General features: G+C 32.8%; 20 protein-coding genes. 1 reads left to right on the forward strand and 19 read right to left on the reverse strand.

Annotation, left to right across the window (positions count from 1 at the left end):
• Window positions 1-120 precede the first annotated feature (120 nt).
• A complete protein-coding gene (locus ACR9ES_RS12050) occupies window positions 121-1,086 on the forward strand; it encodes an IS110 family transposase (RefSeq protein ID WP_435254383.1) in 966 nt (321 codons plus the stop codon).
• 45 nt (window positions 1,087-1,131) lie between these two features.
• Here the strand turns inward: ACR9ES_RS12050 and ACR9ES_RS12055 are convergent, their stop codons facing one another.
• The 19 genes from ACR9ES_RS12055 to ACR9ES_RS12145 all read right to left on the reverse strand — a co-directional run bounded on the left by ACR9ES_RS12055 (window position 1,132) and on the right by ACR9ES_RS12145 (window position 22,210).
• Entirely contained in the window at window positions 1,132-1,698 is a 567-nt protein-coding gene (locus ACR9ES_RS12055; RefSeq protein ID WP_435254384.1) for a hypothetical protein, read from the reverse strand.
• A gap of 192 nt (window positions 1,699-1,890) precedes the next feature.
• A complete protein-coding gene (locus ACR9ES_RS12060; RefSeq protein WP_138259781.1) occupies window positions 1,891-2,604 on the reverse strand; it encodes a hypothetical protein in 714 nt (237 codons plus the stop codon).
• 6 nt (window positions 2,605-2,610) lie between these two features.
• The gene (locus ACR9ES_RS12065; RefSeq protein ID WP_205123428.1) at window positions 2,611-4,326 is read right to left on the reverse strand and encodes an amidohydrolase; all 1,716 of its coding nucleotides are present in this window, start codon (window positions 4,324-4,326) and stop codon (window positions 2,611-2,613) included.
• Window positions 4,327-4,486: 160 nt separating this feature from the next.
• Window positions 4,487-5,086: a hypothetical protein gene (locus ACR9ES_RS12070; RefSeq protein WP_435254385.1), complete on the reverse strand. Its 600-nt coding sequence runs from the start codon at window positions 5,084-5,086 to the stop codon at window positions 4,487-4,489.
• Window positions 5,087-5,343: 257 nt separating this feature from the next.
• Window positions 5,344-6,507 carry an HNH endonuclease family protein gene (locus ACR9ES_RS12075; RefSeq protein ID WP_435254386.1) on the reverse strand — a complete coding sequence of 388 codons (1,164 nt, stop codon included), beginning with the start codon at window positions 6,505-6,507 and terminating at the stop codon, window positions 5,344-5,346.
• The gene (locus ACR9ES_RS12080) at window positions 6,504-7,706 is read right to left on the reverse strand and encodes an adenine-specific methyltransferase EcoRI family protein (RefSeq protein WP_435254387.1); all 1,203 of its coding nucleotides are present in this window, start codon (window positions 7,704-7,706) and stop codon (window positions 6,504-6,506) included. Before ACR9ES_RS12080 ends, ACR9ES_RS12075 begins: the two co-directional genes overlap by 4 nt.
• A 264-nt stretch (window positions 7,707-7,970) precedes the next feature.
• Window positions 7,971-9,167, reverse strand: coding sequence for an SMI1/KNR4 family protein (locus tag ACR9ES_RS12085; protein WP_435254388.1), 1,197 nt, complete (start codon window positions 9,165-9,167; stop codon window positions 7,971-7,973).
• Between the two features lie 160 nt (window positions 9,168-9,327).
• Entirely contained in the window at window positions 9,328-10,548 is a 1,221-nt protein-coding gene (locus ACR9ES_RS12090) for a hypothetical protein (protein WP_435254389.1), read from the reverse strand.
• Between the two features lie 141 nt (window positions 10,549-10,689).
• Window positions 10,690-11,826: a DNA cytosine methyltransferase gene (locus ACR9ES_RS12095; RefSeq protein WP_198639452.1), complete on the reverse strand. Its 1,137-nt coding sequence runs from the start codon at window positions 11,824-11,826 to the stop codon at window positions 10,690-10,692.
• Complete coding sequence (locus tag ACR9ES_RS12100) at window positions 11,796-13,235, reverse strand: protein NO VEIN domain-containing protein (RefSeq protein WP_198639451.1); 1,440 nt, start codon at window positions 13,233-13,235, stop codon at window positions 11,796-11,798. Before ACR9ES_RS12100 ends, ACR9ES_RS12095 begins: the two co-directional genes overlap by 31 nt.
• On the reverse strand, window positions 13,232-14,272 hold the full coding sequence (locus tag ACR9ES_RS12105) for a DNA cytosine methyltransferase (protein ID WP_198639450.1): 1,041 nt from the start codon (window positions 14,270-14,272) through the stop codon (window positions 13,232-13,234). The genes ACR9ES_RS12100 and ACR9ES_RS12105 overlap by 4 nt, the downstream gene beginning before the upstream one ends.
• Entirely contained in the window at window positions 14,265-14,597 is a 333-nt protein-coding gene (locus tag ACR9ES_RS12110) for a helix-turn-helix domain-containing protein (RefSeq protein WP_198639449.1), read from the reverse strand. Before ACR9ES_RS12110 ends, ACR9ES_RS12105 begins: the two co-directional genes overlap by 8 nt.
• Before the next feature lie 397 nt (window positions 14,598-14,994).
• Window positions 14,995-15,522: a hypothetical protein gene (locus ACR9ES_RS12115; protein WP_435254390.1), complete on the reverse strand. Its 528-nt coding sequence runs from the start codon at window positions 15,520-15,522 to the stop codon at window positions 14,995-14,997.
• Window positions 15,519-16,616, reverse strand: coding sequence for a hypothetical protein (locus ACR9ES_RS12120; RefSeq protein WP_435254391.1), 1,098 nt, complete (start codon window positions 16,614-16,616; stop codon window positions 15,519-15,521). The genes ACR9ES_RS12115 and ACR9ES_RS12120 overlap by 4 nt, the downstream gene beginning before the upstream one ends.
• Window positions 16,617-17,058: 442 nt before the next feature.
• Complete coding sequence (locus tag ACR9ES_RS12125) at window positions 17,059-17,487, reverse strand: META domain-containing protein (protein ID WP_274633584.1); 429 nt, start codon at window positions 17,485-17,487, stop codon at window positions 17,059-17,061.
• 11 nt (window positions 17,488-17,498) lie between these two features.
• Window positions 17,499-18,497: a PliI family lysozyme inhibitor of I-type lysozyme gene (locus ACR9ES_RS12130; RefSeq protein ID WP_274633585.1), complete on the reverse strand. Its 999-nt coding sequence runs from the start codon at window positions 18,495-18,497 to the stop codon at window positions 17,499-17,501.
• Window positions 18,498-18,786: 289 nt separating this feature from the next.
• Window positions 18,787-20,595, reverse strand: a complete 1,809-nt coding sequence (locus ACR9ES_RS12135; protein WP_435254392.1) for an acyl-CoA dehydrogenase family protein — start codon at window positions 20,593-20,595, stop codon at window positions 18,787-18,789.
• Between the two features lie 34 nt (window positions 20,596-20,629).
• On the reverse strand, window positions 20,630-20,986 hold the full coding sequence (locus ACR9ES_RS12140) for a four helix bundle protein (RefSeq protein ID WP_073184577.1): 357 nt from the start codon (window positions 20,984-20,986) through the stop codon (window positions 20,630-20,632).
• Window positions 20,987-21,019: 33 nt separating this feature from the next.
• Entirely contained in the window at window positions 21,020-22,210 is a 1,191-nt protein-coding gene (locus ACR9ES_RS12145; RefSeq protein WP_274633587.1) for an acetyl-CoA C-acyltransferase, read from the reverse strand.
• Window positions 22,211-22,214: the final 4 nt, after the last annotated feature.

Consider the following 22,214-nt stretch of genomic DNA (forward strand, 5'->3'; position numbering starts at 1 on the left):
TCAACATTGATAATCCCTACGCTTTACTACTTTAAATTCGTTCAGTTCTGTGAGACCAAGATCTCGATTTCAAGTTGTTGAATTGATAGTAGTTATTTTTCTTTCCAATCCTTTTTTCTTATGAGTAAAAATAAACAATTTTTAGGAATCGATGTAAGTAAAGATGTTTTAGATGTGTATGATTATCAAGGTAATTGGTATCAGTTTAAAAATGATACATCAGGCTTTAAAGAGCTGTTGTTAATCACAAGTGATTTAACTCATTGTATAATGGAAGCGACAGGTTATTATCATGTACGATTAGCTTATTTTTTAACAGAAAAAGGAGTTTTGGTATCTGTAGAAAATCCGTTGAAGGTAAAACGTTTTATTCAAATGAATTTATCAAAAGTAAAGACGGATAAGAGTGATGCAAAACAGTTATATAATTATGGCGTAAGTCAAGCCCCTTCTATATGGAAAGGAGAAAGCAAGGAACAACAAGAATGTTTACAAATAGTACGTTTGTTGAGTGTTTATACGAAACAATCTACTCAATTAAAGAATAAGCTTCATGGCGAATCAGTATTAGGAACTCCATCAAAATTGGTAGTTAGTTCCTTAAAAAGGCAACTAAAAAATATACAAAAAGAGATGGTTAAATTAGAAGATTTGTTGCTAGAGAATGTAAAAAAGAGCTATCAAGAAGAATTGACTTTATTAAAGTCAATTCCAGGAATAGGGGGTAAAACAGCATTAATGTTATTAGTTTTTACCGATGGATTTAAGCGCTTTACTTCGGCAAAGGAGCTGTGCAGTTACGCAGGTATAACTCCTGTTATTAGAGAGTCAGGCAGTAGTATAAAAGGAAGACCTCGAATAAGTAAAATGGGTAATCCAAAGCTTAGAAATTTATTGTTTATGTGTAGTTTTAATGCTTGTAAATACAACAAAACATGTAGAGAACTTTATGACCGAATTGTAGCTAAGGGTAAGAGTAAAAAACTTGCTTTAATAGCGGTGTGTAATAAGCTACTAAAACAAGCTTTTGCAATAATAAAAAGTGGTTTGCCTTATGATGCAAATTATAAAAGTACTTTGGTTTAAAAAAGTATAAAATTTACTTGTTTTTTACCTCAGTTCTTTGTTGTACTACGTTATTTTTCTTTTCAGTTTTTCGTAACTATATTTTCGGCTTTTCCGTTTATATGATTTTCCTTTAATCATTCCAAAAACTTGGCTTGTTTCAGGTAAATATTCCAATGAACTTTCATAACAACCTCCGATTGCATAGTCATTTATAGTTTCATTCGGTAGTTTCGTTCCAGTTCGTTCAGGTTTGTAAGTTGCGAAAACATATATTTTTCCAGTTTTAAAATCACGAATACTTGCTCTACAATCTGCTCCGTCAGTATCAAAAATTTCAATAATTTTTCTTTCTTCCTTTCCTTTTATTATTTCGAGAATTTCAACTTTTATTGATTCTCCAGTTCCATAATATGGGTCAAATTCATTGTTAAGAGTTTCTGCTATATAATCGTCGTAATTCGTGAATCGTTTTCCGTTTTCGGTATGATAAATATGCTCTATAATTTTTCCTTTAATTACTAATTCTGAATTATTGGCAATTCGCAAAAAATTTCCGCTCCATTTACAACTACAAGCATTCACTTTTATAGAAATCAAAAGGATTATAAATATGACTAAAGTTTTTTTCATAATGTAGTACAACGGTTGGGCTATGAGTAGTTGCGTGGTTTAGCACCTAACTTTGCAAGTACACACCAAACTGAAAATCCGCGAGGATTTTCAGAAGTAGGCGAGAACCAGCAATTACTTATAGCCAATGTTGGCAATAGTTATAGTTTAATCTAGGCACATAGTAATTCTATAAACCAAATTACATCTTTCTTAAAGAAAAAAAGTTGCGCCTACTCTCATTGTATTGATATCATTTGTAAAGTTTGGATACCAGCCAGCGTTGACTTTAAATTTGTTAGGGGTAATTATGTAATTAAAATTAACTTCAGCTTGCCAAATAGTGTCAAAATCAAACATTGTAACAATAGGATTTAAAAAAACAAATGCTTGTTTGCTAAATTTCAAGCTCATATTTGTTTGAAACCCGAAACCACTTTCTTTAGGTTCTGTTAAATACACGTAATTAACCCCTGGGAATAGTGATATATTCTTATTTAATACTATACCAACTACTGCACCAGCTGCTAAAGACCAAGTGTCTGAACCAAGTCCATTGGCGACAGAACCTGTTGGGATACTAATGTCTGCAAAAGGTGCAATGGCGATAACAGTTTTTGATATATTCCGCTTGACTGCATTAAAGTAACGCACTCTTACATCCGAAAGCCCAAACTTATTAGTTGCATCATTATACAAAAGTGGAACTTCTGCTAATAAAAGGTTATCAGGGTTGAAGGCATATTGAAAATTAATTCTCGTGCCATAGGTAGCAAAACCATCATAGGCATTGTACTCACCTAAGGTATTTATTTGCGTGTATAGATTGGTAGGCTTAGAAGGGTCTATTTCTACCGAAGTATCTTGTGCCTGTGTGTATTGAAGGCATAAAGAAAATAACAAGCATATTAAATATATATTTTTCATCTCTAACTAATTTTTTTTGTAAATGGTTTCTCCTTCTTTAATGGTTTCAAGGACTTTGATTTCTTTAATTTTCATAGGGTCTACTTTCAAGGGGTTATTGTCCAGAATAACTAAATCTGCTAGCTTACCATTTTCTAAAGTCCCTTTTTTAGCTTCTTCAAAATACTGATAAGCCGCATTGATGGTAATTGCTTTTAAGGCTTGATATGGCGAAATCCTTTCGTCCGCACCTATAACTTCACCATTTCTTGAAACTCTGTTTACAGCCGTCCAAACAACCATCATTTGGTCTATGGGTGCTACATTGAAATCTGTGTGGTTGGTAGGTTTCAATCCTTTTGAAATTGCCGTTTTCATTGGGCTTATAAAAGACGCTTGCTCCAAACCTCTATTTTTTATATGGGCATCCGCAAAAAAGAAAGTATGCTCAGTGTAGAGCGATGGAATCATATTATACTCCACATATTTATCTAATTGGTCTGGACGTACAAATTGAGAATGGATAATTGTAGTTCTGCGTTCTTTGGTTGGATTTCCATTGCTAGCGAATTCGTGAGCTTTTATACACATATCTATGGCACCATCACCATTAGCGTGAAAAGTTGATTGTAAACCTTTATCATACACGTTTTTTAGCATTTGGTTGACTTCGTCCTGCGAAAATGTAGATTCTCCTAACCAGTTTTCTTCACCACTAGGGCCACCAGTTAAATAAGGTGTTGTAAACAATGCTGTTCGTCCTTGAGGCGAGCCATCTATGGTTATTTTAATACCACCTAGTTTAAATCGATTATTGTATTTACCAAAATCATCAGCACTATAAAGTTTAAAAATTGTATCGAATTCGGTTATAAAAGGATAGGAAACAACATCAATGAATAAAGACTTATTATCTGCACCTTTTTGAACGATTTGTATATCTCCTAAATGAGCCGCTCCATCTTGTGCAGTTGTAACTCCAGCCGCTGCATAAATCATTTGCCCATCTTTAATTTGTTGTAACAGCTCTTCTTCAGTTGGCTTAGGTAATTGAGAAAAAATGGGTAAAAATGCGGTTTCCATTATCAAGCCATAAGGTTTATTGGTTCCAGGTTTTCTTACGATAATTCCTCCGGGTGGTGTTTCGGTTTTTTCAGAAAACCCAAATTGTTCTAAAGCTTTAGAGTTTAAAACAGCTCCGTGCAAAGAAACGTGCATCACCATTACAGGATTATTTGGAAAGGCTTCATCTAAGTCGTCCCGATTTAATAATTTACCTTCTGGCATCACGGTATCGTCATAGCCATAGCCCATTATTAATTTACCATCTGGTATGTTTTTTTCTGATTGAAGGTTTTGTAAAGCTTTTACTACACCAGCTACATTATCAGCTTCTCCAACAGGTGAGGGCGAACAATTGGCCTGAGTGCTCATTCCTAATGAATTAATAAAATGAGAATGTGGGTCGATAAAGCTAGGCATTAAGGTTTTACCATTTAAGTCTATCATTTGATGACCGTTTCCTGCTATTTCCATAGCTTCACTTGAGTCACCTACAAATAATATTCTACCGTCCCTAACTACAATCGCTTCGGCATATTCGGGATTTTCTCCTGTCATAGTAATAATGTCTCCACCATAATAGACAACAGCATTATTTTCTACTCGTTGTTTTTCATTTTTTTTACAAGAGAATAATAGACATATTCCCAAAATCAGTAACAAGGTTTTTTTTGTTTTCATATTCTTTGGTTTTAATTATTGCCAACGGTCCGCGGCTACAAATAGTGGCGTAAACCATCACCAAGCCATAACAAATATAAACTTATTTTAGAAAATTCGGAGAATTTTCGGAATATTCCTGAACTAGCCATTACTTGTAACCGTTGTTGTAACTAGTTTTTTATTCAAATTCTCTATTCACAAATTTTATCAATGGAATTAAAACGTCATTTTCCATTCCATCAAGTCTAAAAATTCCGTTGTTTTTGTCAATAAATGTGTCAATTATTCTATTACTTATTTTCTCTTTGTAAAATAGAAAATTTATGAATTCTTTAATTAATGTAAAAGGTGTTGCTAATATTCCTCTTTTTGACCACCAACCTAAAAAAACTGTTTTTAAAATTGAATTCAATTTATACTTTCTTGCACAATCTTTACAGGTTATTTTGATTTCTGTTTTGTCATCACAATAAATTAAATACGATACAACTGTTGAAATTTCGTAACCTTTAAGTTCACCATTTTTCTTTGAACAAGTTGGACAAGGTAAGTGTTTAATCTTTTCTTTTAGATTCTTTTTTTCTAATTCTGTAAGTAAATTATTTTCAGCGTCAACCCAAGTTATCAAATTTGGGTCAAGATTTCTTTCAATAATTTCGTCTTTTAAAACACTTAAGATTTCTCTTCTTAATGAACGAGATTCATTTTTTGCTAAATCTTCAATTTTTGAATCAGTAAATTTTTTATAATTTGCTCTGATTTCTTCGACTGTTCTCATTCTAAAGTAAGAGTTGTTTTAAAATTAGTTACAACGGTCTTGTATATGAAAAGTAGCGGATTTGCACACACTAACTTTTCGGATTATAACTGACCTCTAATTTATTAATTTTCTTTTGTTTAAGCACCTAAACCGCTATTTTTTATATACGTTGTTGTGCTTTCGTGCTTTTTATTTTCAGTCCGTCAGCGTTGGCGTGAAAGCTCTTTACAACCGCAGGAACGAGGATTGTAATGTGCTTGAACATTGCTTCGACTTTACTTGTTCCCTTTTGCTCTATTATGAGTTTTACATAACATTTCGCAATTCTCAATATCAGTTTTTCCACCTTTACTCCAAGCAGTTACATGGTCAGCATCCATTTCTGATATTTTATAAATTCTATTTTTGTTGGCATTATTTCCTACTGCACAAAGTGGACAGTTCGACACATTTTTATCTTTCGCAATTTTTGTTTGTTTTCCATAAACAGATTTTTTCGTAGCTTCATCAAAAACACGAATATCAAGAAGTTTTGTGTTTTCCATGTTTCCAAGTATAAATTCAAAAACACCTTTTCTGTTTTTAACATAAGGGTCTGAATATAATTCTTTTACATTTTCGGAAACTTTGTTAGGGTTGTATGATTTATTATGATATTCTTCATATAATCTTCCCCATTCTAAACCACACATTTCACTTTCAACATCTTTAAATACACTCGAAACCCAATCTATTACAGAAGTAAAGTATGTCTTAACTCCAGTAATGTTATTTTCATTTCTGTGTTTACTCATGTATTCGCCAATATTGTTCTTACTAACCCATTCTAAAGCTCGTTCTAAAAATTCTTGTCTATTGACATTACCTCTAATATAAGCACTCCATTTTTGAATATTTGAATTTTGAGAATTACTAAATTCTTGTTTTAATAACGTAACAAAAGGCCCAGAATAAACTGCGTTTAATAATTCTTGGCTATTCAGAGGAACTCCAGCTATATTAATTGTTTTAAACCATTCTTTTATTTCGCTTTCTTCTCCCTCGCATTCATAGATGAGTAATCGGGTTTTTAATATCTTGTATTGTTTATCTTTTGCAATTCCACCAAAATATTGTTCCATTCCATTCTCATCCCTTACTGCAAATTTATTCGTTACAAAACGACCTAAACTCGTAATTCTTTGCTGTCCATCAAGTACTTCTAAATTGTCATTAGAAACTTTATTAAAGTAGATTAAACCAAGAGGATAGCCTTTTAAAACAGATTCAATTACTGCAACATCCTTTTTTCCATCTGCATAAATATAATTTCGTTGATATTCAGGTTGTATTGTTAATTTACCTGATAAACCAAATAAACCTTTTCCCTCAAGTTCATTGTAAACAAAACCATCGCAAATGTCCTCAACTGTTATATTTGTTTTTAATGTTGTAATCATCTTTTGTGTCTAATAAATATTCTTTGATACTTTGATTGTATCACTCTGCCTTCTTTGTTAATAAAATAGTTTTTACGACCATCGTTTCCTTCTACATTAGGATTGCCGTTGGTTTTACCTCCAGAAGAACCTGTTTTTTCTCCATTCTGTTTTACTTCCCAATAGTCATCGTATTTTTTTGTATCAGGAACTGCATCATGACAACCTCTTTGTGTTAAACCTAAAATTTCAAATTGGTCTGGATTGTGTTTGGTCAAAAAACTAATTGGAACACCCATTACACCATCGTAATCGCTTGGAATAGAATCTGTAAATGGAATTTCAATAGCATCATAATTATCATACTTTACATACTCTTGTCCTCTAACTTCTTTGTGCTTACTAAATTTTATATTATCAGCCATTGTCATCAGAGATAGAGGTTGGTGTCTTCTTCCGTGTTCGAGATTTGTGTACCAACCTGTTCCTGCAACACTAATCATTTTATTTCCTTTGTCATCTACATCTACCTCTGTGCCACTTAACTTGTAATCATCAGGAACGTAAAAGGTCATATTTTTACCATTTACTCTTCTGTTAAACCTATTTCCTGTCCACATTTTATTAGCCATTATTAAAGGGAAAACTTCTTTATATGATATAGCATTCATATTTCCAATAATCACAAATTGTTTATTTGCTTCAACTATCCAAGCTAAAAACTCTCTGAAAAGTGAAAATGGTGGGTTTGTTATAATAATGTCAGATTCGTCTCTTAATTTTTTTATTTCTTCACTTCTAAAATCTCCATCTCCTTCTAAATAATGCCATTCTAAATCATTTACATCTATAACACCATCGCCAGTTTTATCTTTTGTTAGTGTAAATATTTTCCCGTTTACTCTTGTCTTTTGTTCATCGTATTGTGGGTCGTTAACTTCAAAGAGTGTAGGTTGATAATTTGATTTATAGTTTTTACTTTCAACCGCATAACTTGTACTTATCAGTTTTTTAAGTCCAAATCTTTCAAAATTTTGTGCAAAGAATTTTGTGAAATTACTCCATTCAGGGTCATCGCAAGGTAATAGAATTGTTTTGCCACGAAATACATCTTTGTCATATTCCAAGTAAGCTGTCATTTCTTTTTCAACGTCAAGATACTGTGTGTAAAATTCATCTTTTTTCGCAGTTTGAGCGTTGGTCATTGTTGGTATTGGCATATTCTATTTTATCTTTTTTATTCGGTTTAAATTTAATATTTTTATGAGCGTTGGCAAAAAAACAATGTGTGCGATAGCACTCTTTGTTTTGTGCGGTTGGCTTTTTTCAGCATGAAGCACAACGGGCTAGTGTATGAGTAGTAGCGGATTTCTACTCACTAATTTTTCTGTTTTGTACTGCCCTTTATTTAATTTTGTGTTTATATTCTCGTTTTACCACTTCAACCGCTATTACTTATACACCGTGTTAGGCATAGTTATTTTTCAGAATCCATTGTTCAAAACATCTTTTCCATCTATGTATTGTTGAAAGAAATCTTCAAAGTTTTCGGCTATGAACCGAATTTTAATTTCGTCTGCTCCGAAGGCAATTATTTGCCCTGATGTTCCTTTGCTGCCAGGCGCATAGTCTATGGCAATAAAATTTCCGCCGCCTGTACTTAGAAAGGGGATCCAATATGGATTGGTGTACATACCCACTGTTTTTCTTCCATCTGGGTGATTATCGCCTGTTAAATCAACAAGCATCCAATCAGCACTATCATAAATTTCTTTCCAATTATTCCACTCGTCAAGTATTTGTTCGGCAGTCAAAAATCCTGTGCTTTCAATGCCGTTATGTAAACTGAGCAATAGTTTTAATTCTTCAGGAAATGCATAGCCTGCCAAGGTTTCAAATGTTTCATAGACCTGTTTATTATTTTCTGATGGGTGTGGTGTGAGTTTTTTGACGCTAATAAATGCTTCAAATAAGGCTTTCAAATGAGCATTGTTCACATGTGAGCTACGTGTCGTATCAATGTATTTTTTTATGTAGTTCTGTTTTTCTTTGGCGATTTTTGCTTCATTGTATTGTTTCGGCGCATTTTTATATAAATAGGCGCCAGTATTTTCATAAGGTTTTTCATCTATCAACATTCCAGAATTTACCCATTTCTGTGAAAACAGTCCTTTTCCTAAAGTAAGCATAAATTGTGGGTTAGGATTCAGTTCAGGTTGCCTTTCAAATTGACCGTCGCTTTTATATTCTTCAAGCTCTTGATATTGATCTTTAAAAATGATGTCCATCCATAACTTGTAATTCCCGTTATTTTCTATACGTATGCCAATTATTCTTTTATCGGATAGATAGGCAAAGGCATCATAAGGCGAATGTTCGTCTTTCGGTGTAATGATCAGTAATTTTAAAATGGCGCTCCTAAAGCGTTTTGATAGATGCTCTAACAAAATATCTCTAAATCCCATGGTATCGTAGGATTTATAGTTTCTTGCCGCTGCACTTTTATGATGAGAGTAATCTTTAAAGTATGGTTCTGGAATCTCGTCAAGTGAAATAGTATTAAATATGATGTCGGAAAGCTCTACTTTCTTTAGTTGATTGTTGTAAGGTATAGATTTTATATTCATTTTACTTGAGCAATTAATTGATGTTAATAAAACGATGAAGAAAAAATATTTCATTTCAGGTTTTGCACTAATTATGCCTAACGGTCTCGGCTATGAGTAGTTGCGTGGGTTAGCGGTTAACTTTGCAAGTACACACCAAACTGAAAATCCGCGAGGATTTTCAGAAGTAGGCGAGAACAAGCAATTACTTATAGCCATTGTTGTGCATAGTGTTTTACTTTTTTATAAATGGAATTAATGTTTTTATAATTCTTTCGATTGAACTAACTGAAACATCTTCTTCCTTTTTATCATCTAATTCGTTCAATAAATTACCGCTGTTCCCAAAATATTTTTCAACCAATTTTTCTTTAATAGCTTGTTTTTTTGCTTCGGGTAGTAATTCTATAAATGGATTAATAGCTGTCAATTCAAGTTCAGCTTTTCTGTTTAGTACTTCAAGTTTTCTGTGTTTACTTGATTCTCTAGCAGCATAAGTTGCTGGATATGAAAGTGCAGCAGCAGCTAATATTCTTATTAAAGATTTTGTCCAATCAAAGTTATCTCCACTAATATCCCAAATTGTATAAATTAAAATTCCTGAAAGAGCAATCATAAGGATTATTGCTATTACTCTGAAAACGTCAGCTGTGGTTTTGTGACTGTTTGCTACTTTCTGATAGTTTCCTGTAACTGCTTTGTCGCTTACAACTCCAACAATTTTTTTAGCTTCTTCAAGTTTAGCTTCTAAATCTTTTATTATTTGGTCAGTACCTGTGTTTATTTCTGACTTTAAGCTTTCTACTTCGTCTGCTAATGTCTTTTTGGAAGTATCAAATTCAGCTCTAAAAGTTTTTCGGTCTTGTTCGTAATTTTGTGTTGCAGAAGTTTTTATTGTCTCAAAGTTTGTTTGAAATGACTTGTTTAAGTTTTGTATTTCTAACTCCTTTTGTTTTAAAGTAGTATTTACATTCTCTAAAGCTTTGTCAGTTTCTTCAAGTTTTTTAGATAGAGCGTCAAATTGCTTTTTAAGTTCTTTATTTTCTGTTTCTAATAAGTCGTATTTCTCCTTTGTGATTTTTTCAAAGTTTGCAATGTTCTTTGAAAAATTAAAGTCGTTTTTCGCAAATGGTAAAGGTAAATTTCGAACTCTTGAGGTTGCTGTGTACAAATTGTTTGTAGCATTCGTTATATGACCTGTATTTTTATTTCCTACAAAAGAGTTTATTTGAGTTAACGAATTTTCAATTTCTTTCGAAATGTTTGTCAATTCAGCTTCTTGGACAATCGTTGGAATTGTAAGTTTTAATCGGTCTTTTAGATAACTAATTGCTGTTTCAAAAAAATTAATGCTGTCAACACCAATTAATTCTCTTAATTCTTTTTCCTCTATTCGAGAACTGATTTGGTCAAGTTTTTCAAATACTTGATGATTTTCAAATTCGGTTGGTGTCATTTCAGATTTCGTTTTTTTACATTATGCACAACGGTCTCGTATAAGAATAGTAGCGGATTTCCAAGCACTTATTTTTCGATTAAACACAGACCTTTTTTATATTTACTCACTTTCATTTTAACGATTAAACCGCTATTATTTTTATACAATGTTGTACGCTGGCTTTTTTTCATTCAGTTCGTTTTTATCAGCGTTGGAAAAGACATACTCTTTTGCAGTTTTTGGTGAAGCGTTGGCTTGTGCGAACTGCAAATGTGTATGGCTTTCAGGGTTGGCTTGTTTTATACCTTTTTCAATAAGTTGTCCTAATGAATTTGCTATGTGCCACATTAATACTGGTGGAACAGCATTTCCAATTGCTCGATATTGTCTAGCATCAGAAACAGAATCCAATTTAAAATTGTCAGGAAAAGATTGAATGTTTGCTGCTTCCCTTGGTGTGAATCTCCTGTATTTACCGTCAATTTTTAAAACAGGGTCAGTACTGTTCAGGCTGACCTTTGCAAGATGCGAACTAATTGTATTGCATGGTTCTTCCAAGTTTTGGTCTCTTCCTTTATTCATTTTCTTTTGTACTCTCATCATTCCATCAACCGCACGTTGGCTAAAGAACCATTTTTCATCCTTATTAGCTTTTTTGTCAACTACCTCTTTCAATTTAACTTTTGAGCCGTTCAAAGTGGTTGGTTTGGGAAAATTAAAATAAACGAAGTCCTCATAATTCTTGAACCCAATTATAAAAACTCGTTCTCGCTTTTGTGGAACACCATATTCTGACGCATTAAAAAGCTGATATTTTAGGTAATAACCAGCATTTTCAAACTCTTTGATTATCATTGGAAACGCTTTCTTTTTATTGGCAGACAAAATTCCTTTTACATTTTCTGCGATAAAGAATCTAGGCTGTTTCTTTTCAAGAATTTTGACCATTTCAAAGAATAGCATACCTCTTTCGTCTTTATAACCTAATCTTGGCGGATTTTGTGCACTAATTGAAAACGATTGGCAAGGAAAACCACCCAAAAGAATATCGTGTTCGGGAATTTCTGCCATTGAAACATCCTTGATGTCTTTAGTGATACATTTATGTTCAAAGTTGTCATTGTAAATTTCTGTAGCATATTTATCAAAGTCGTTAGCATATACTACCTCGAATGGCAGGGAAGGGTAATTTTTATTCAAATAACTGAAATTACCAGTTAGACCTAAATCCATACCGCCACAACCACAAAAAAATGATGCAGCCCTTAATTTCTTATTTCCATTAACTCTTGCCATTGTCCAGATTCTTTTGAAAATTCTACTACTAAATTTTTATCAACTTTTAAGTTGCCTTTTTCATATTCCTTTACAGGATTATTAATGATAAATATGTTTTTTCCAGAGTCATTAATGACCAAATAATAAACATAGTAATTGTCACCTAGTGTTTCAGCTGTATCCCATTCGTTGGGGGTCAACTTAAATCGATTGCTATTGATGGCTTTTCTCGATTTTGTAGTTTTAACCTCTATATATCTTTTCTTTTTCTCAATCTCGATACTTTGTAAATCATATCCAACTCCTAATGGTGTTGGAATTTTATTTATCAAATGTTGTCTGTTTGAACCTTCTTTGGTTCGTAGGTATTCGTGAGCTAATACTAAAGTTTCTCCGTAGTCTCCAAAAATTTTGGTTGGAACTTTAGCATCTCCAGTCATTCTAGAATAATACTCTTGAATCAAAGCGGAAATGCTTTCAACTTCATTAGAATCTAATTGAGGTTTAAATTCTTCTATTTCATCAAAGCTGTTAACAAAATCAAACCATAATTCTTCAAGAGAACTAACCTCAGGATTTGTAATTGATTCTTTATCATAAAATTGGTCATACTCATTAAACCAAACCGAGTTTCTCAAATGAAAATTGATAGCTTCTTTATTTTCATCATTTAGATAATAATAGTAGCCAGTACCTTTATGCTGTAACAAATTTGCCAACACCATATAATCTAAAATATCTCCAGCATAGCGATACACATCACCTCTGGATGGATAAGTTCCAGTTCTAGAGTTTTTTAGTTGCTCATACTTGTGTTCATATTCAATCTTTTGATTTCTGTTGGACAAAATTAGTTCAGCAACTTCTTTTGGGTGTCTGCCATCTCGGGTAACTCTTAAATCAAAATATGCACATTGAGTTAATTCTTCTGCGGTGAAACTAAAAGGTTTGCCTAATATTTTTTCTCCTTCAATAAGAAGTTGTAAGATGAATTGGCAAGGTTTGAATCGTACTCCAGCTTCAATTTGTTTAATTACATTTTGAGGTTTTATATGTCCTCCTGGATATTGAAAACTGAACAAGAAGTAATTAAAAAATTCATCCAAATATTGATTATTGGCTAATCTCTTTGCAGTTAATCCAGGATATTGTTTTCCGTTCGATTCTTGAATAAAACCAAACAATGCGGAGATTTCAGTTCTCCAATTGTCAATTGTTTTTTGAGTAGATGTGGCATTTTTCTTGAAGCTAAAAAGAACTTTATTTAATTCATCTCTAAATACTTCTTTGTTCAATATTGGCATTTCCGAAATAGAAGTTGCAACATAAAGTAAAACCTCTTCAACATCATTTTTGAAGCGAGGTCTAACGTGATGTAACCTAAAGAAATATTCGTCAGGAATTTTATATTTTAAAGGCTTACTCATAAATATTTTTTGATTTTTAAAGCTATTTCTTTAGCTAATAATGGTGGTACAGCATTACCTACTTGCTTGTATTGACTTGTTTTGCTACCACAAAAAATGAATTCGTCACGGAATGATTGAATTCTAGCACTTTCCCTAACCGTAGGAACACGATTAAATTCATAATGAAAATGATGTCTGTGACCAGTATCTATGGTAAAACTCGGCTTTTTGCTATTAAGTCTAGTCCAAGCGATATTTACTTTTCTCGTTTCGTGAAGTTCTTTTGGTAAGTCTTTGTAATTACCTCCATCTGGAACCATAGCAATAATTTCAACCGTTTTTTCATTATGGTTTGTGATTTGATGATTGAAAACTACCTTGTTTCCATTTCTCATTTCTCTTTGGAAAACACTTTTTGGATTAATGGGGTATTGACATCCATCTTCTAAACTATTTTTTGGCAAGTCGGAAATGGCTTCTTCAGACGTGATTTTATTATCAGTTGTAGTTGGTTTCGGAAATTCAAACTCCAAGCTATCTTTTAAGCCAACAAAAAAAGCTCTCCTTCTATTCTGAGGTACGGCAAAATCAGATGCTAATAGTTTATTATAAGTTATTTTATATCCGATATCTTCAAAGTCTTTTAAAATTTGATTTTTGATAGCACCATTTCCCATTGAAAGTATGTTAGGAACATTTTCCATAACAAATGCTTTGGGTTTAAAATAATCTACAAATCGAAGAAAGGATTTGTAAAGTTGGTTTCGTTCATCATCAATGATTCTTTTTCCAGCAATAGAAAAACCTTGACAGGGTGGGCCGCCTATAATTAAATCGACACTTTCAATATCATATTTTGTCTTTATTTCTTGAGGGTCTAGGTTTAGCAAGTCAGCAATAATTCCTTTTGAATTTTTATGGTTATAGTTAAAAGTTTCAATTGCATCTTTCCAATGGTCTATTCCTAGAATTACGTTGTAATCCGCTTCAATAAATCCTTGAGAAAGACCTCCACAACCACAGAATAGGTCTATTACGTTATATTTTTTACTCATTACTAAAATTGAATTCTCCCTGTTTTGAGTTAGTAGTTCTTAAATAATTGGCTGTGTCTTCTGCCACAGCAAAAATGGATTCTGAACATTTATATTTAAAGGCTTCTCTTGCAAATTTGTCAGCAAAGAATAAATCCGTAACGGTCTGTAAGTCGGTTTTAAATAGTTCAGCCAACTTTTTCAGCTTTGATTTGCTAAATTTTTGACTTCCGTTTTCTATTCGACTAATGGCACTTGTGTTAATTCCGATTTTCGCACCGAATTCAGTTTGTGTCCATTCTCGTTTTTCCCTTTCCGTTTTTATGTAATGTCCGAAACTTGCCATTTTTATAATTTAATCAAATTATGATTTGACCTATTTTTAGCAAATGTAAAAATAATTTTCTGTTTTTGCATCAAGTTCTAATGATTTTTATTTCTGGGTGGTAGTGGGGAAGGGCAAGCTCTTTTGGTTTTTAGCGTTGGATTTGTGTGTCGGAAAAACCAAATGTGCTTGACCGTGTGGTGGCTTTTTTCAGCTTGCGTACAACGGTTTGTGTATGAAACGTAGCGTGCAAAAAGACACTAACTTTTCGGGTTAACACAGAGCCGAATTTTTATATTTTGTTTTTAATTTATCAATTTTAAAAGCCAAATTAAAAATTTGGTGGACTTTCTAAATATATACAAACCTTTTGATTAAGCACTTATTAGCTATGTTTTATACACCGTGTTACAAAACGTTATTTCAGTACTTTCTTTATTTCTGTTTTGGGAAGACACATTGTATTGGATATATATCGTTTTGTTGTATTCATAAAAGTGACAGCTGTTACAGCGCAATTTGCACACTCAGTTTGTTTGTCTATATCTTCTTGTAATTTTTTTAATATTATTTCTCCTTGTTTTATTGGATTATTCGAATATTTTTCAATACCCTCTTGTTCAAAGAAAGTTTTAATTTTATAAGTATACTTATCTTTTTTAGATATTAATTCTAAATCTCCAACAGAAGATAATATGAAACCTTTGTAGTCAGCATAATCTCTTTTATTAACCCTTTCATTTTTGAAAAAGCAATCAACTCTTGCTCCTAGGTGTTCTTTTTGCAGATTTTCTATAAGTTCTACATCAGACTTGAAATATAAAAAAAAGGAATTTTCATATTTATCATTTTTTTCAATTTTAATAAACTGAATATTTGCTATTGGAATATCGTGATTGCAAGAAAAAAATAAGATAGAGATTAAAATAATTAGTATGTTTTTCATTTTTCAGCTTGTTTTGATATGAAAAGTTTTATTTGATGAAGAAGCATATCGGATGCAGAAATATCGGTGTCCTTTAGGTTTTTAGTAAACATAAAACCAGCACTTCCGTGATTGCAACTACATTCATCATTAATTTGCATTCCTGTTTTGGGTCTCCACTGTTCTCCAAAATCAGCTATAAAATCATCAAATCTATAATCTTCAGGAAATGTACTTATGTGTATCCAATAATTAGCTTTAGGTTTTGGTGTTCCCCAATAAATATCTGAAATGTAAGTTACAGTTGAACCCACACCAACAGGGTCAAGTGTTATTAATAAATCCACATTATACCCTCTATCAGTTAAGATTTGAGATAAATGAGCGCCATTCCAACCACCAAGGCTATGACCAATAATGTAAATAGCTGTATTTTCTTTATTGTGAATATTAGCAATAATTTTATTTTGAATGTCTTCATCTCCTCTTGTTTCATTATATCCTAGATAGAAACTATCATAACCTTTAATACTTTCTGTTTTAATTAATTCATCAAATTCGGTTTTAACACGTTCTTTTACAATTTCAGTAGCAGGATTGCCATAGTATGGTTCTTTATCACTAGCACCACCAATAAAAAACGCTATAGCCTTTTTTGAAGCTACTTCGGATTCAATACTTACAGGCTTTATTGGCTTAGCTACATAAGCGTAAATCCTTACTTTTTCACATTTTTTGACTGTATATTTGAAACAAACTATATTATTATCATCTAAATATGGATTTTCTCCTTTCTTGTATTCTAGGTCTGTGATTTCTCCGTCATCTAATTGTTCAGCCCACCATATATTTTTAATTAGAGATAAAATTGATTCTTGATGTTCTGTAGCCTTATAAATATATGTCGTTCCAATTTCAAGTTCATCAACTAACTCTCCATTTTCATTAAAAGGACCTTCTACTTTTTTTACAAGAGGTTTTGTATATTTTAATCTAGCTTCTTTTGCTGTTTCAGGTTTTCCACTAAAATAAACTCGTGTTACTAATTCTCCATAAGATTTTTTTTCTCTAGGGTAGTCATCTTTTTCAGACATGTATATTGTATCATCAGCCATTTTTGTTGGTTTTTAATGTTTTGTAACTAGTTTATATACGTAATAAAATTACTTATATATTCCTTTTACGGTAAGATATGCGGAACTTTTAGCAATTTTATTAACACTTTCAAATATAAAGAAATAAGATAAAAAAGTGCAACTTTTTTATCGGGACTACAAACGAAGCCTAATCGGTTGTCTTCCTTCTTCAGTAATAGGAGCAACTTTAAACAAGTTGACACATTTTATTGAATACTCCCATAACACGGGTCGCTGATATTACGGAATGTTTTCTGCTTTTACATTTGTATAGATACAACCCAACATTCTCTGTATACTTATTAGCGAACGTTGCCTTTGGTAGTTAAAAATAAACCTCATACTAACAAACCAAAAAAGGATTTATAGTATGAGGTTTCTCCTAAGTTATTAATTCGTTTAAAGTAACAATTATCGTGAATTATTCTTCGGTAGTTACTTTTTTAAAGCGCATCATGGTTACATCGTCCATTAATAAGTTTAGTTTTCCGTCTTCGTCAAAACTATACTTGTTTATTTTTTTAATGGTTTTTAAAAACTCTTGTTCTCCTTGTCCGCAGTACATCATAGTTGTTGGTCCTGGTTCTCCAAAAGAAATCGCATTTTCTTCTCCTAACGTAAATTCAGCAGCATAACCGTTACAACCGTTATTTCCAGTAGCTTTCTTTGTTTCTTTATTAAACGTAAGTTGTGGCTTTTTATCAGGAAACAATCCTTCAAAAGCAATTCTAGGTCCAGAGATGTATTCTAGTTCCCAAGTGGTTCCGTATAATTGTTCGCTATTGTCTTTTTTTGTACAAGAGACTGTGATTAATAAAATTACTGCGAATACAAATGATAGTTTTTTCATACTATTTAAGTTTAGTTATTAGTGTTAAATTCAGTTGAGTTTTTTACTACAAATTTTCTAGAGGCTTCTCCATCAAACAATTTGTAAGTAATTTGTCTGGTGCCACCTGTTGGGTTGGCATTGCTATCACCTTCTTTATAAATAGGAAAACGTTGTGATAGGGTAGTTTCAATAATGGTAAATTCATCGTGCCCCATATATCCCTTACTTAATTCTTTGTTATCGGTAATAGGAGGGAAGTATATTTGACTCATCGATTTTTTATTGTTTACTGAAAATCCTATTACATTTCCGTAGCTTCCACTTCCGTCAGATTTTGTGTACATTAATACTTCAGGAGAACCATCAGAGTTTAAATCTTCAATTTCTGCATCAACAACACTACCATCAATAGTTTGAGTAACGGCTGAATTATCTATTTCTAATCCGTACGGAGTAACCGTTAATTCAGTTTCCATTCCATTTTTTTGAGTAGAAATACTAAAGCTAATTCCTTGTAAGGTTACATTTTTTCTAAAAATGGTTTTGTCTATCTGTGTTTGGTCTAAATCACCTTCAATTTTTTGATACGAACCCGCAAGACTACCTCCTCCAGAACAATAAAAGTTTAAGATGTTGCTATCAGATTCGTTTTGAGTAGTGATGGAAATTTGATTGTCTTTAAAAGAAAATAGGATTGTTTTCCCTTCGGCAGTAGCTGTAAAGGTACTGTCATTTACTTTTTTTGCAAGTGCTTCAAAAGTACAGGTAGGTTTCTTTTTGTCAGCACGCGAACGAACAGCAATTTTTAATTGCTCGTCTTTAGCAGCTTTTACAGCAACCGAAACCCAATCGTAGCCTTCATCTCTTTTCTCGTATTCGGAAGAAACATAGTTTCCTGTAACACTAAGAGTCGTAGTTACAGCTTCTTGAGTAGTTTCTTGCGTGTCTGTTTTTTTTGTTTCGTTTTTACAGCTTACTAGGGCTAAAAAAGCCATTCCTAATAAGGCTGAAGTGTTTAGTTTTATCATGTTTTTCAATTTTTCAGAGGAATTTGTTTCAATAAATATACCATTAAGGATATGAAAAAAGGTTTTAAGAAAATATTAAGAGAGTTTGATTTTAGATGATTAGATGGTTGGATTGTTAGATCTCTAGAAAGAAATTTCATCAAAAAAAAGACCGCCAAAACCTAATTTGACGATCTTTTAAACAAACAACTAAATTCTAAAACCTATAATAGTTGAAGAAATTTTATATTCAAGTTAGTTTGCTGATAATGTGCACTAACTATGAATTATATCTAATCTTTTCAGAGGATTAGAAGCAGTATTTATTTTCTGCTTTTAATTTTTCTGCGATTGTATTACGTAATTCAACTACGTTAGGGTAGTTTGCATACTTTGTAAAACGCTTAAGTCCCATTAACATCATACGTTGCTCATCACCTTCAGCGAAAGAAATAATTCCTTCTCTTGCACTTTTGGTAATAATTTCAACAGCATTGTATAAGTATAACTTAGCCATTGCAATCTGTTCTTTTTGAGCATCTTCACCAAAACGCTTCGCGTTCTTTTCTGTTCTTAAAATTCCAGATTCTGCCATGTATATTTCAATTAATATATTTGAAGCAGCAGTTAATAACTGTTGGTGATGCTCTAACTCTGGTCCAAATTTTTGTAAAGCAGCTCCTGCAACCATTAAGAATACTTTCTTAAGTTTAGCAAGAATTTCTTTTTCTTCTGAGAATAATTCAGAATAATCTGGAGTATCGAAAGAAGGAATTCCCATTAATTCGTTTTGAACTGCCATTGCAGGATTTAATAAATCTACATGACCTTTCATTGCTTTTTTAACTAACATTCCTACCGATAATAAACGGTTAATTTCGTTAGTTCCTTCGTAGATACGAGCAATACGAGCATCTCTCCAAGCAGACTCCATTGGAGTTTCTTCAGAGAATCCCATACCTCCGTAAATTTGGATTCCTTCATCAGCACAGTTTTGTACGTCTTCAGAAACAGCTACTTTTAAGATAGAACATTCAATAGCATATTCTTCAACACCTTTTAATTCTGCTTCTTGATGCGTATTTCCTTCTGATTCACGAATTGCGATTCTGTCTTCAATATTTTTAGCAGCTCTGTATGATGCAGACTCACCAATATAAGCGTTAGTAGCCATTTCAGCTAATTTCATTTTAATAGCTCCAAACTCAGCAATTGGAGTTTTAAATTGCTTACGCTCGTTAGCATAGTTTACAGCATGAGTTACAATTCTTCTTTGAGAATCTAAACAAGCTGCTGCTAATTTAATACGACCAACGTTTAAGGCGTTCATTGCGATTTTGAATCCACCACCACGTACAGATAACATATTTTCAACAGGAACTAAGGTATCGCTGAAAAATACCTGACGAGTAGAAGAGGCACGAATACCTAATTTGTGTTCTTCTTCTCCTAAAGTTACTCCGTTAGGGTTGTTTTTATCATATTCTAAGATAAAACCAGTAATGTTTTTATCGTCTTCAATACGAGCAAAAACGATGAAGATTTCAGCAAAACCTGCATTCGAAATCCACATTTTTTGTCCGTTAATTTTGTAATGCTTTCCGTCTTCAGTTAATTCAGCAGTAGTTTTACCTGAGTTCGCGTCAGATCCTGCTCCTGGTTCTGTTAAACAGTAAGCTCCGAATTTTTCACCCATTGCTAATGCAGGAACGTATTTTTGCTTTTGCTCTTCAGTACCGTATAAAGTAATTGGCATAGTACCAATACCTGTGTGTGCTCCAAAAGCAGTACTAAAAGACCCTGTTCCACTAGATATGTAATCACATGTTAACATTGTAGAAACGAATCCCATTCCTAATCCACCATATGATTCAGGAACTGCTACACCTAAGAATCCTAATTCACCAGCTTTACGCATAGTTTCTTCGGTAAGTGCATAGTCTTTCTTTTCAAAACGTTCTTTATGAGGAATGATTTCGCGGTCGTTAAATTCTTTAACCGCATCACGCATCATTGTTTGCTCTTCTGAAAAATCTTCAGGAGTAAATATATCTTCGCATTTTGTTTCTTTTACTAAGAACTGCCCTCCGCGTAAAAGATCTTTAGTTAATTCTGACATAGTATATTAGATTTTAAGATTCAAGAGCCAAGAGTCAAGACTTATTCAGACCAGATTGGAAACTTGAAATCATTTTTTGTATTGACTTAATTTTTTGTTCTAATTCTTTAAACTTTTCTTCAGATAGGTAGCTTTCATTAAAAGCAATAATTAATTGTGTTTCCCATTCAAATGAAGAACCTAAGCTATCTTCTAAATATTTATTAAAATGTTTGTTAGTGCTTTTACTTGAACCCTCAGCTATGTTAGAAGGAATAGAAACAGCACATCTATTCATCTGAGAAACCAAGCCAAACTTTTCAAAGTCTGGAAAGGTTCTAGTTAATTTATAAGAATCAGAAACTAAATTCATGCTTTCAGTCCAAATTTTTAATTTTTTGAAATTGTGCATCGTCTTGTTTCTTGATTCTAATAGTCTTGTTTCTTAATTTAGGAATTCAAAAATACCAGCAGCACCTTGACCAGTACCTACACACATGGTTACCATTCCGTATTTGTTATTCATGTTACGCTTACGCATTTCATCAAATAACTGAACAGATAGTTTACCACCAGTACATCCTAATGGGTGACCTAAAGCAATTGCTCCACCATTTACGTTAATGATATCCGGATTTAAATCTAATTCGCGGATAACAGCTAATGATTGTGAAGCAAACGCTTCGTTTAGCTCAATTAATTCAATATCACTTTGTTGTAAACCTGCTTGTTTTAATGCTTTTGGAATAGCTGCTACTGGACCAATACCCATAATACGAGGTGGTACTCCTGCTGCTGCATAACTTACTAAACGAGCTTCTGGTTGAATACCTAACTCTTTTACCATATCTTCACTCATTACCATTACGAAAGCAGCTCCATCACTAGTTTGCGATGAGTTACCAGCCGTAACAGAACCATTAGCAGCAAATACAGGACGTAATTTTGCTAAGGCTTCTACTGTTGTTCCACGACGTGGACCTTCGTCTTTAGTAACGATGTAATTTCTTGTAGCGCGTTTTCCGTTTCCATCAATGTAAGTTTCTTCTACATCAATTGGAGCTATTTGGTCTTGGAAACGGTCACTATCTAAAGCTTTTAAAGCTTTCATGTGCGACTCGTATGCAAATTTATCTTGGTCTTCACGAGATACATTGAATTGTTGCGCAACTGCTTCTGCAGTATTACCCATTCCCCAATAATAATCTTCGTGACCAGCATTTACGATATCGTAGTTTAATTCTGGTTTAAAACCTGTCATTGGTACAGAACTCATACTTTCTGCTCCACCAGCAATAATACACTCTGCCATTCCAGATTGAATTTTTGCTACTGCCATACCAATAGTTTCTAATCCTGATGAACAGAAACGGTTTACGGTAACTCCAGGTACATCTACAGAATCTAATCCGATTAATGAAATGATTCTTGCCATGTTTAATCCTTGAGAACCTTCTGGCATAGCATTACCAACAATAACATCGTCGATACGCTTTACGTCGAATTCAGGCAGTTGAGTCATCATATATTTGATGGTCTCAGCAGCTAATTCATCAGCTCTTTTAAATCTGAACACACCTTTTTTAGATTTCCCTACGGCGGTTCTATATCCTTTTACTATATATGCTGTTTTCATTGTT

This window comes from Tenacibaculum sp. A30, assembly GCF_051200845.1.
Lineage (GTDB): Bacteria > Bacteroidota > Bacteroidia > Flavobacteriales > Flavobacteriaceae > Polaribacter.

What these genes read in the sequence shown, in the direction of transcription:
- ACR9ES_RS12050 (WP_435254383.1), top strand. Translation starts at nt 121, where the DNA reads ATGAGTAAAAATAAACAATTTTTAGGAATCGATGTAAGTAAAGATGTT.
- ACR9ES_RS12055 (WP_435254384.1), bottom strand. Translation starts at nt 1,698, where the DNA reads ATGAAAAAAACTTTAGTCATATTTATAATCCTTTTGATTTCTATAAAA.
- ACR9ES_RS12060 (WP_138259781.1), bottom strand. Translation starts at nt 2,604, where the DNA reads ATGAAAAATATATATTTAATATGCTTGTTATTTTCTTTATGCCTTCAA.
- ACR9ES_RS12065 (WP_205123428.1), bottom strand. Translation starts at nt 4,326, where the DNA reads ATGAAAACAAAAAAAACCTTGTTACTGATTTTGGGAATATGTCTATTA.
- ACR9ES_RS12070 (WP_435254385.1), bottom strand. Translation starts at nt 5,086, where the DNA reads ATGAGAACAGTCGAAGAAATCAGAGCAAATTATAAAAAATTTACTGAT.
- ACR9ES_RS12075 (WP_435254386.1), bottom strand. Translation starts at nt 6,507, where the DNA reads ATGATTACAACATTAAAAACAAATATAACAGTTGAGGACATTTGCGAT.
- ACR9ES_RS12080 (WP_435254387.1), bottom strand. Translation starts at nt 7,706, where the DNA reads ATGCCAATACCAACAATGACCAACGCTCAAACTGCGAAAAAAGATGAA.
- ACR9ES_RS12085 (WP_435254388.1), bottom strand. Translation starts at nt 9,167, where the DNA reads ATGAAATATTTTTTCTTCATCGTTTTATTAACATCAATTAATTGCTCA.
- ACR9ES_RS12090 (WP_435254389.1), bottom strand. Translation starts at nt 10,548, where the DNA reads ATGACACCAACCGAATTTGAAAATCATCAAGTATTTGAAAAACTTGAC.
- ACR9ES_RS12095 (WP_198639452.1), bottom strand. Translation starts at nt 11,826, where the DNA reads ATGGCAAGAGTTAATGGAAATAAGAAATTAAGGGCTGCATCATTTTTT.
- ACR9ES_RS12100 (WP_198639451.1), bottom strand. Translation starts at nt 13,235, where the DNA reads ATGAGTAAGCCTTTAAAATATAAAATTCCTGACGAATATTTCTTTAGG.
- ACR9ES_RS12105 (WP_198639450.1), bottom strand. Translation starts at nt 14,272, where the DNA reads ATGAGTAAAAAATATAACGTAATAGACCTATTCTGTGGTTGTGGAGGT.
- ACR9ES_RS12110 (WP_198639449.1), bottom strand. Translation starts at nt 14,597, where the DNA reads ATGGCAAGTTTCGGACATTACATAAAAACGGAAAGGGAAAAACGAGAA.
- ACR9ES_RS12115 (WP_435254390.1), bottom strand. Translation starts at nt 15,522, where the DNA reads ATGAAAAACATACTAATTATTTTAATCTCTATCTTATTTTTTTCTTGC.
- ACR9ES_RS12120 (WP_435254391.1), bottom strand. Translation starts at nt 16,616, where the DNA reads ATGGCTGATGATACAATATACATGTCTGAAAAAGATGACTACCCTAGA.
- ACR9ES_RS12125 (WP_274633584.1), bottom strand. Translation starts at nt 17,487, where the DNA reads ATGAAAAAACTATCATTTGTATTCGCAGTAATTTTATTAATCACAGTC.
- ACR9ES_RS12130 (WP_274633585.1), bottom strand. Translation starts at nt 18,497, where the DNA reads ATGATAAAACTAAACACTTCAGCCTTATTAGGAATGGCTTTTTTAGCC.
- ACR9ES_RS12135 (WP_435254392.1), bottom strand. Translation starts at nt 20,595, where the DNA reads ATGTCAGAATTAACTAAAGATCTTTTACGCGGAGGGCAGTTCTTAGTA.
- ACR9ES_RS12140 (WP_073184577.1), bottom strand. Translation starts at nt 20,986, where the DNA reads ATGCACAATTTCAAAAAATTAAAAATTTGGACTGAAAGCATGAATTTA.
- ACR9ES_RS12145 (WP_274633587.1), bottom strand. Translation starts at nt 22,210, where the DNA reads ATGAAAACAGCATATATAGTAAAAGGATATAGAACCGCCGTAGGGAAA.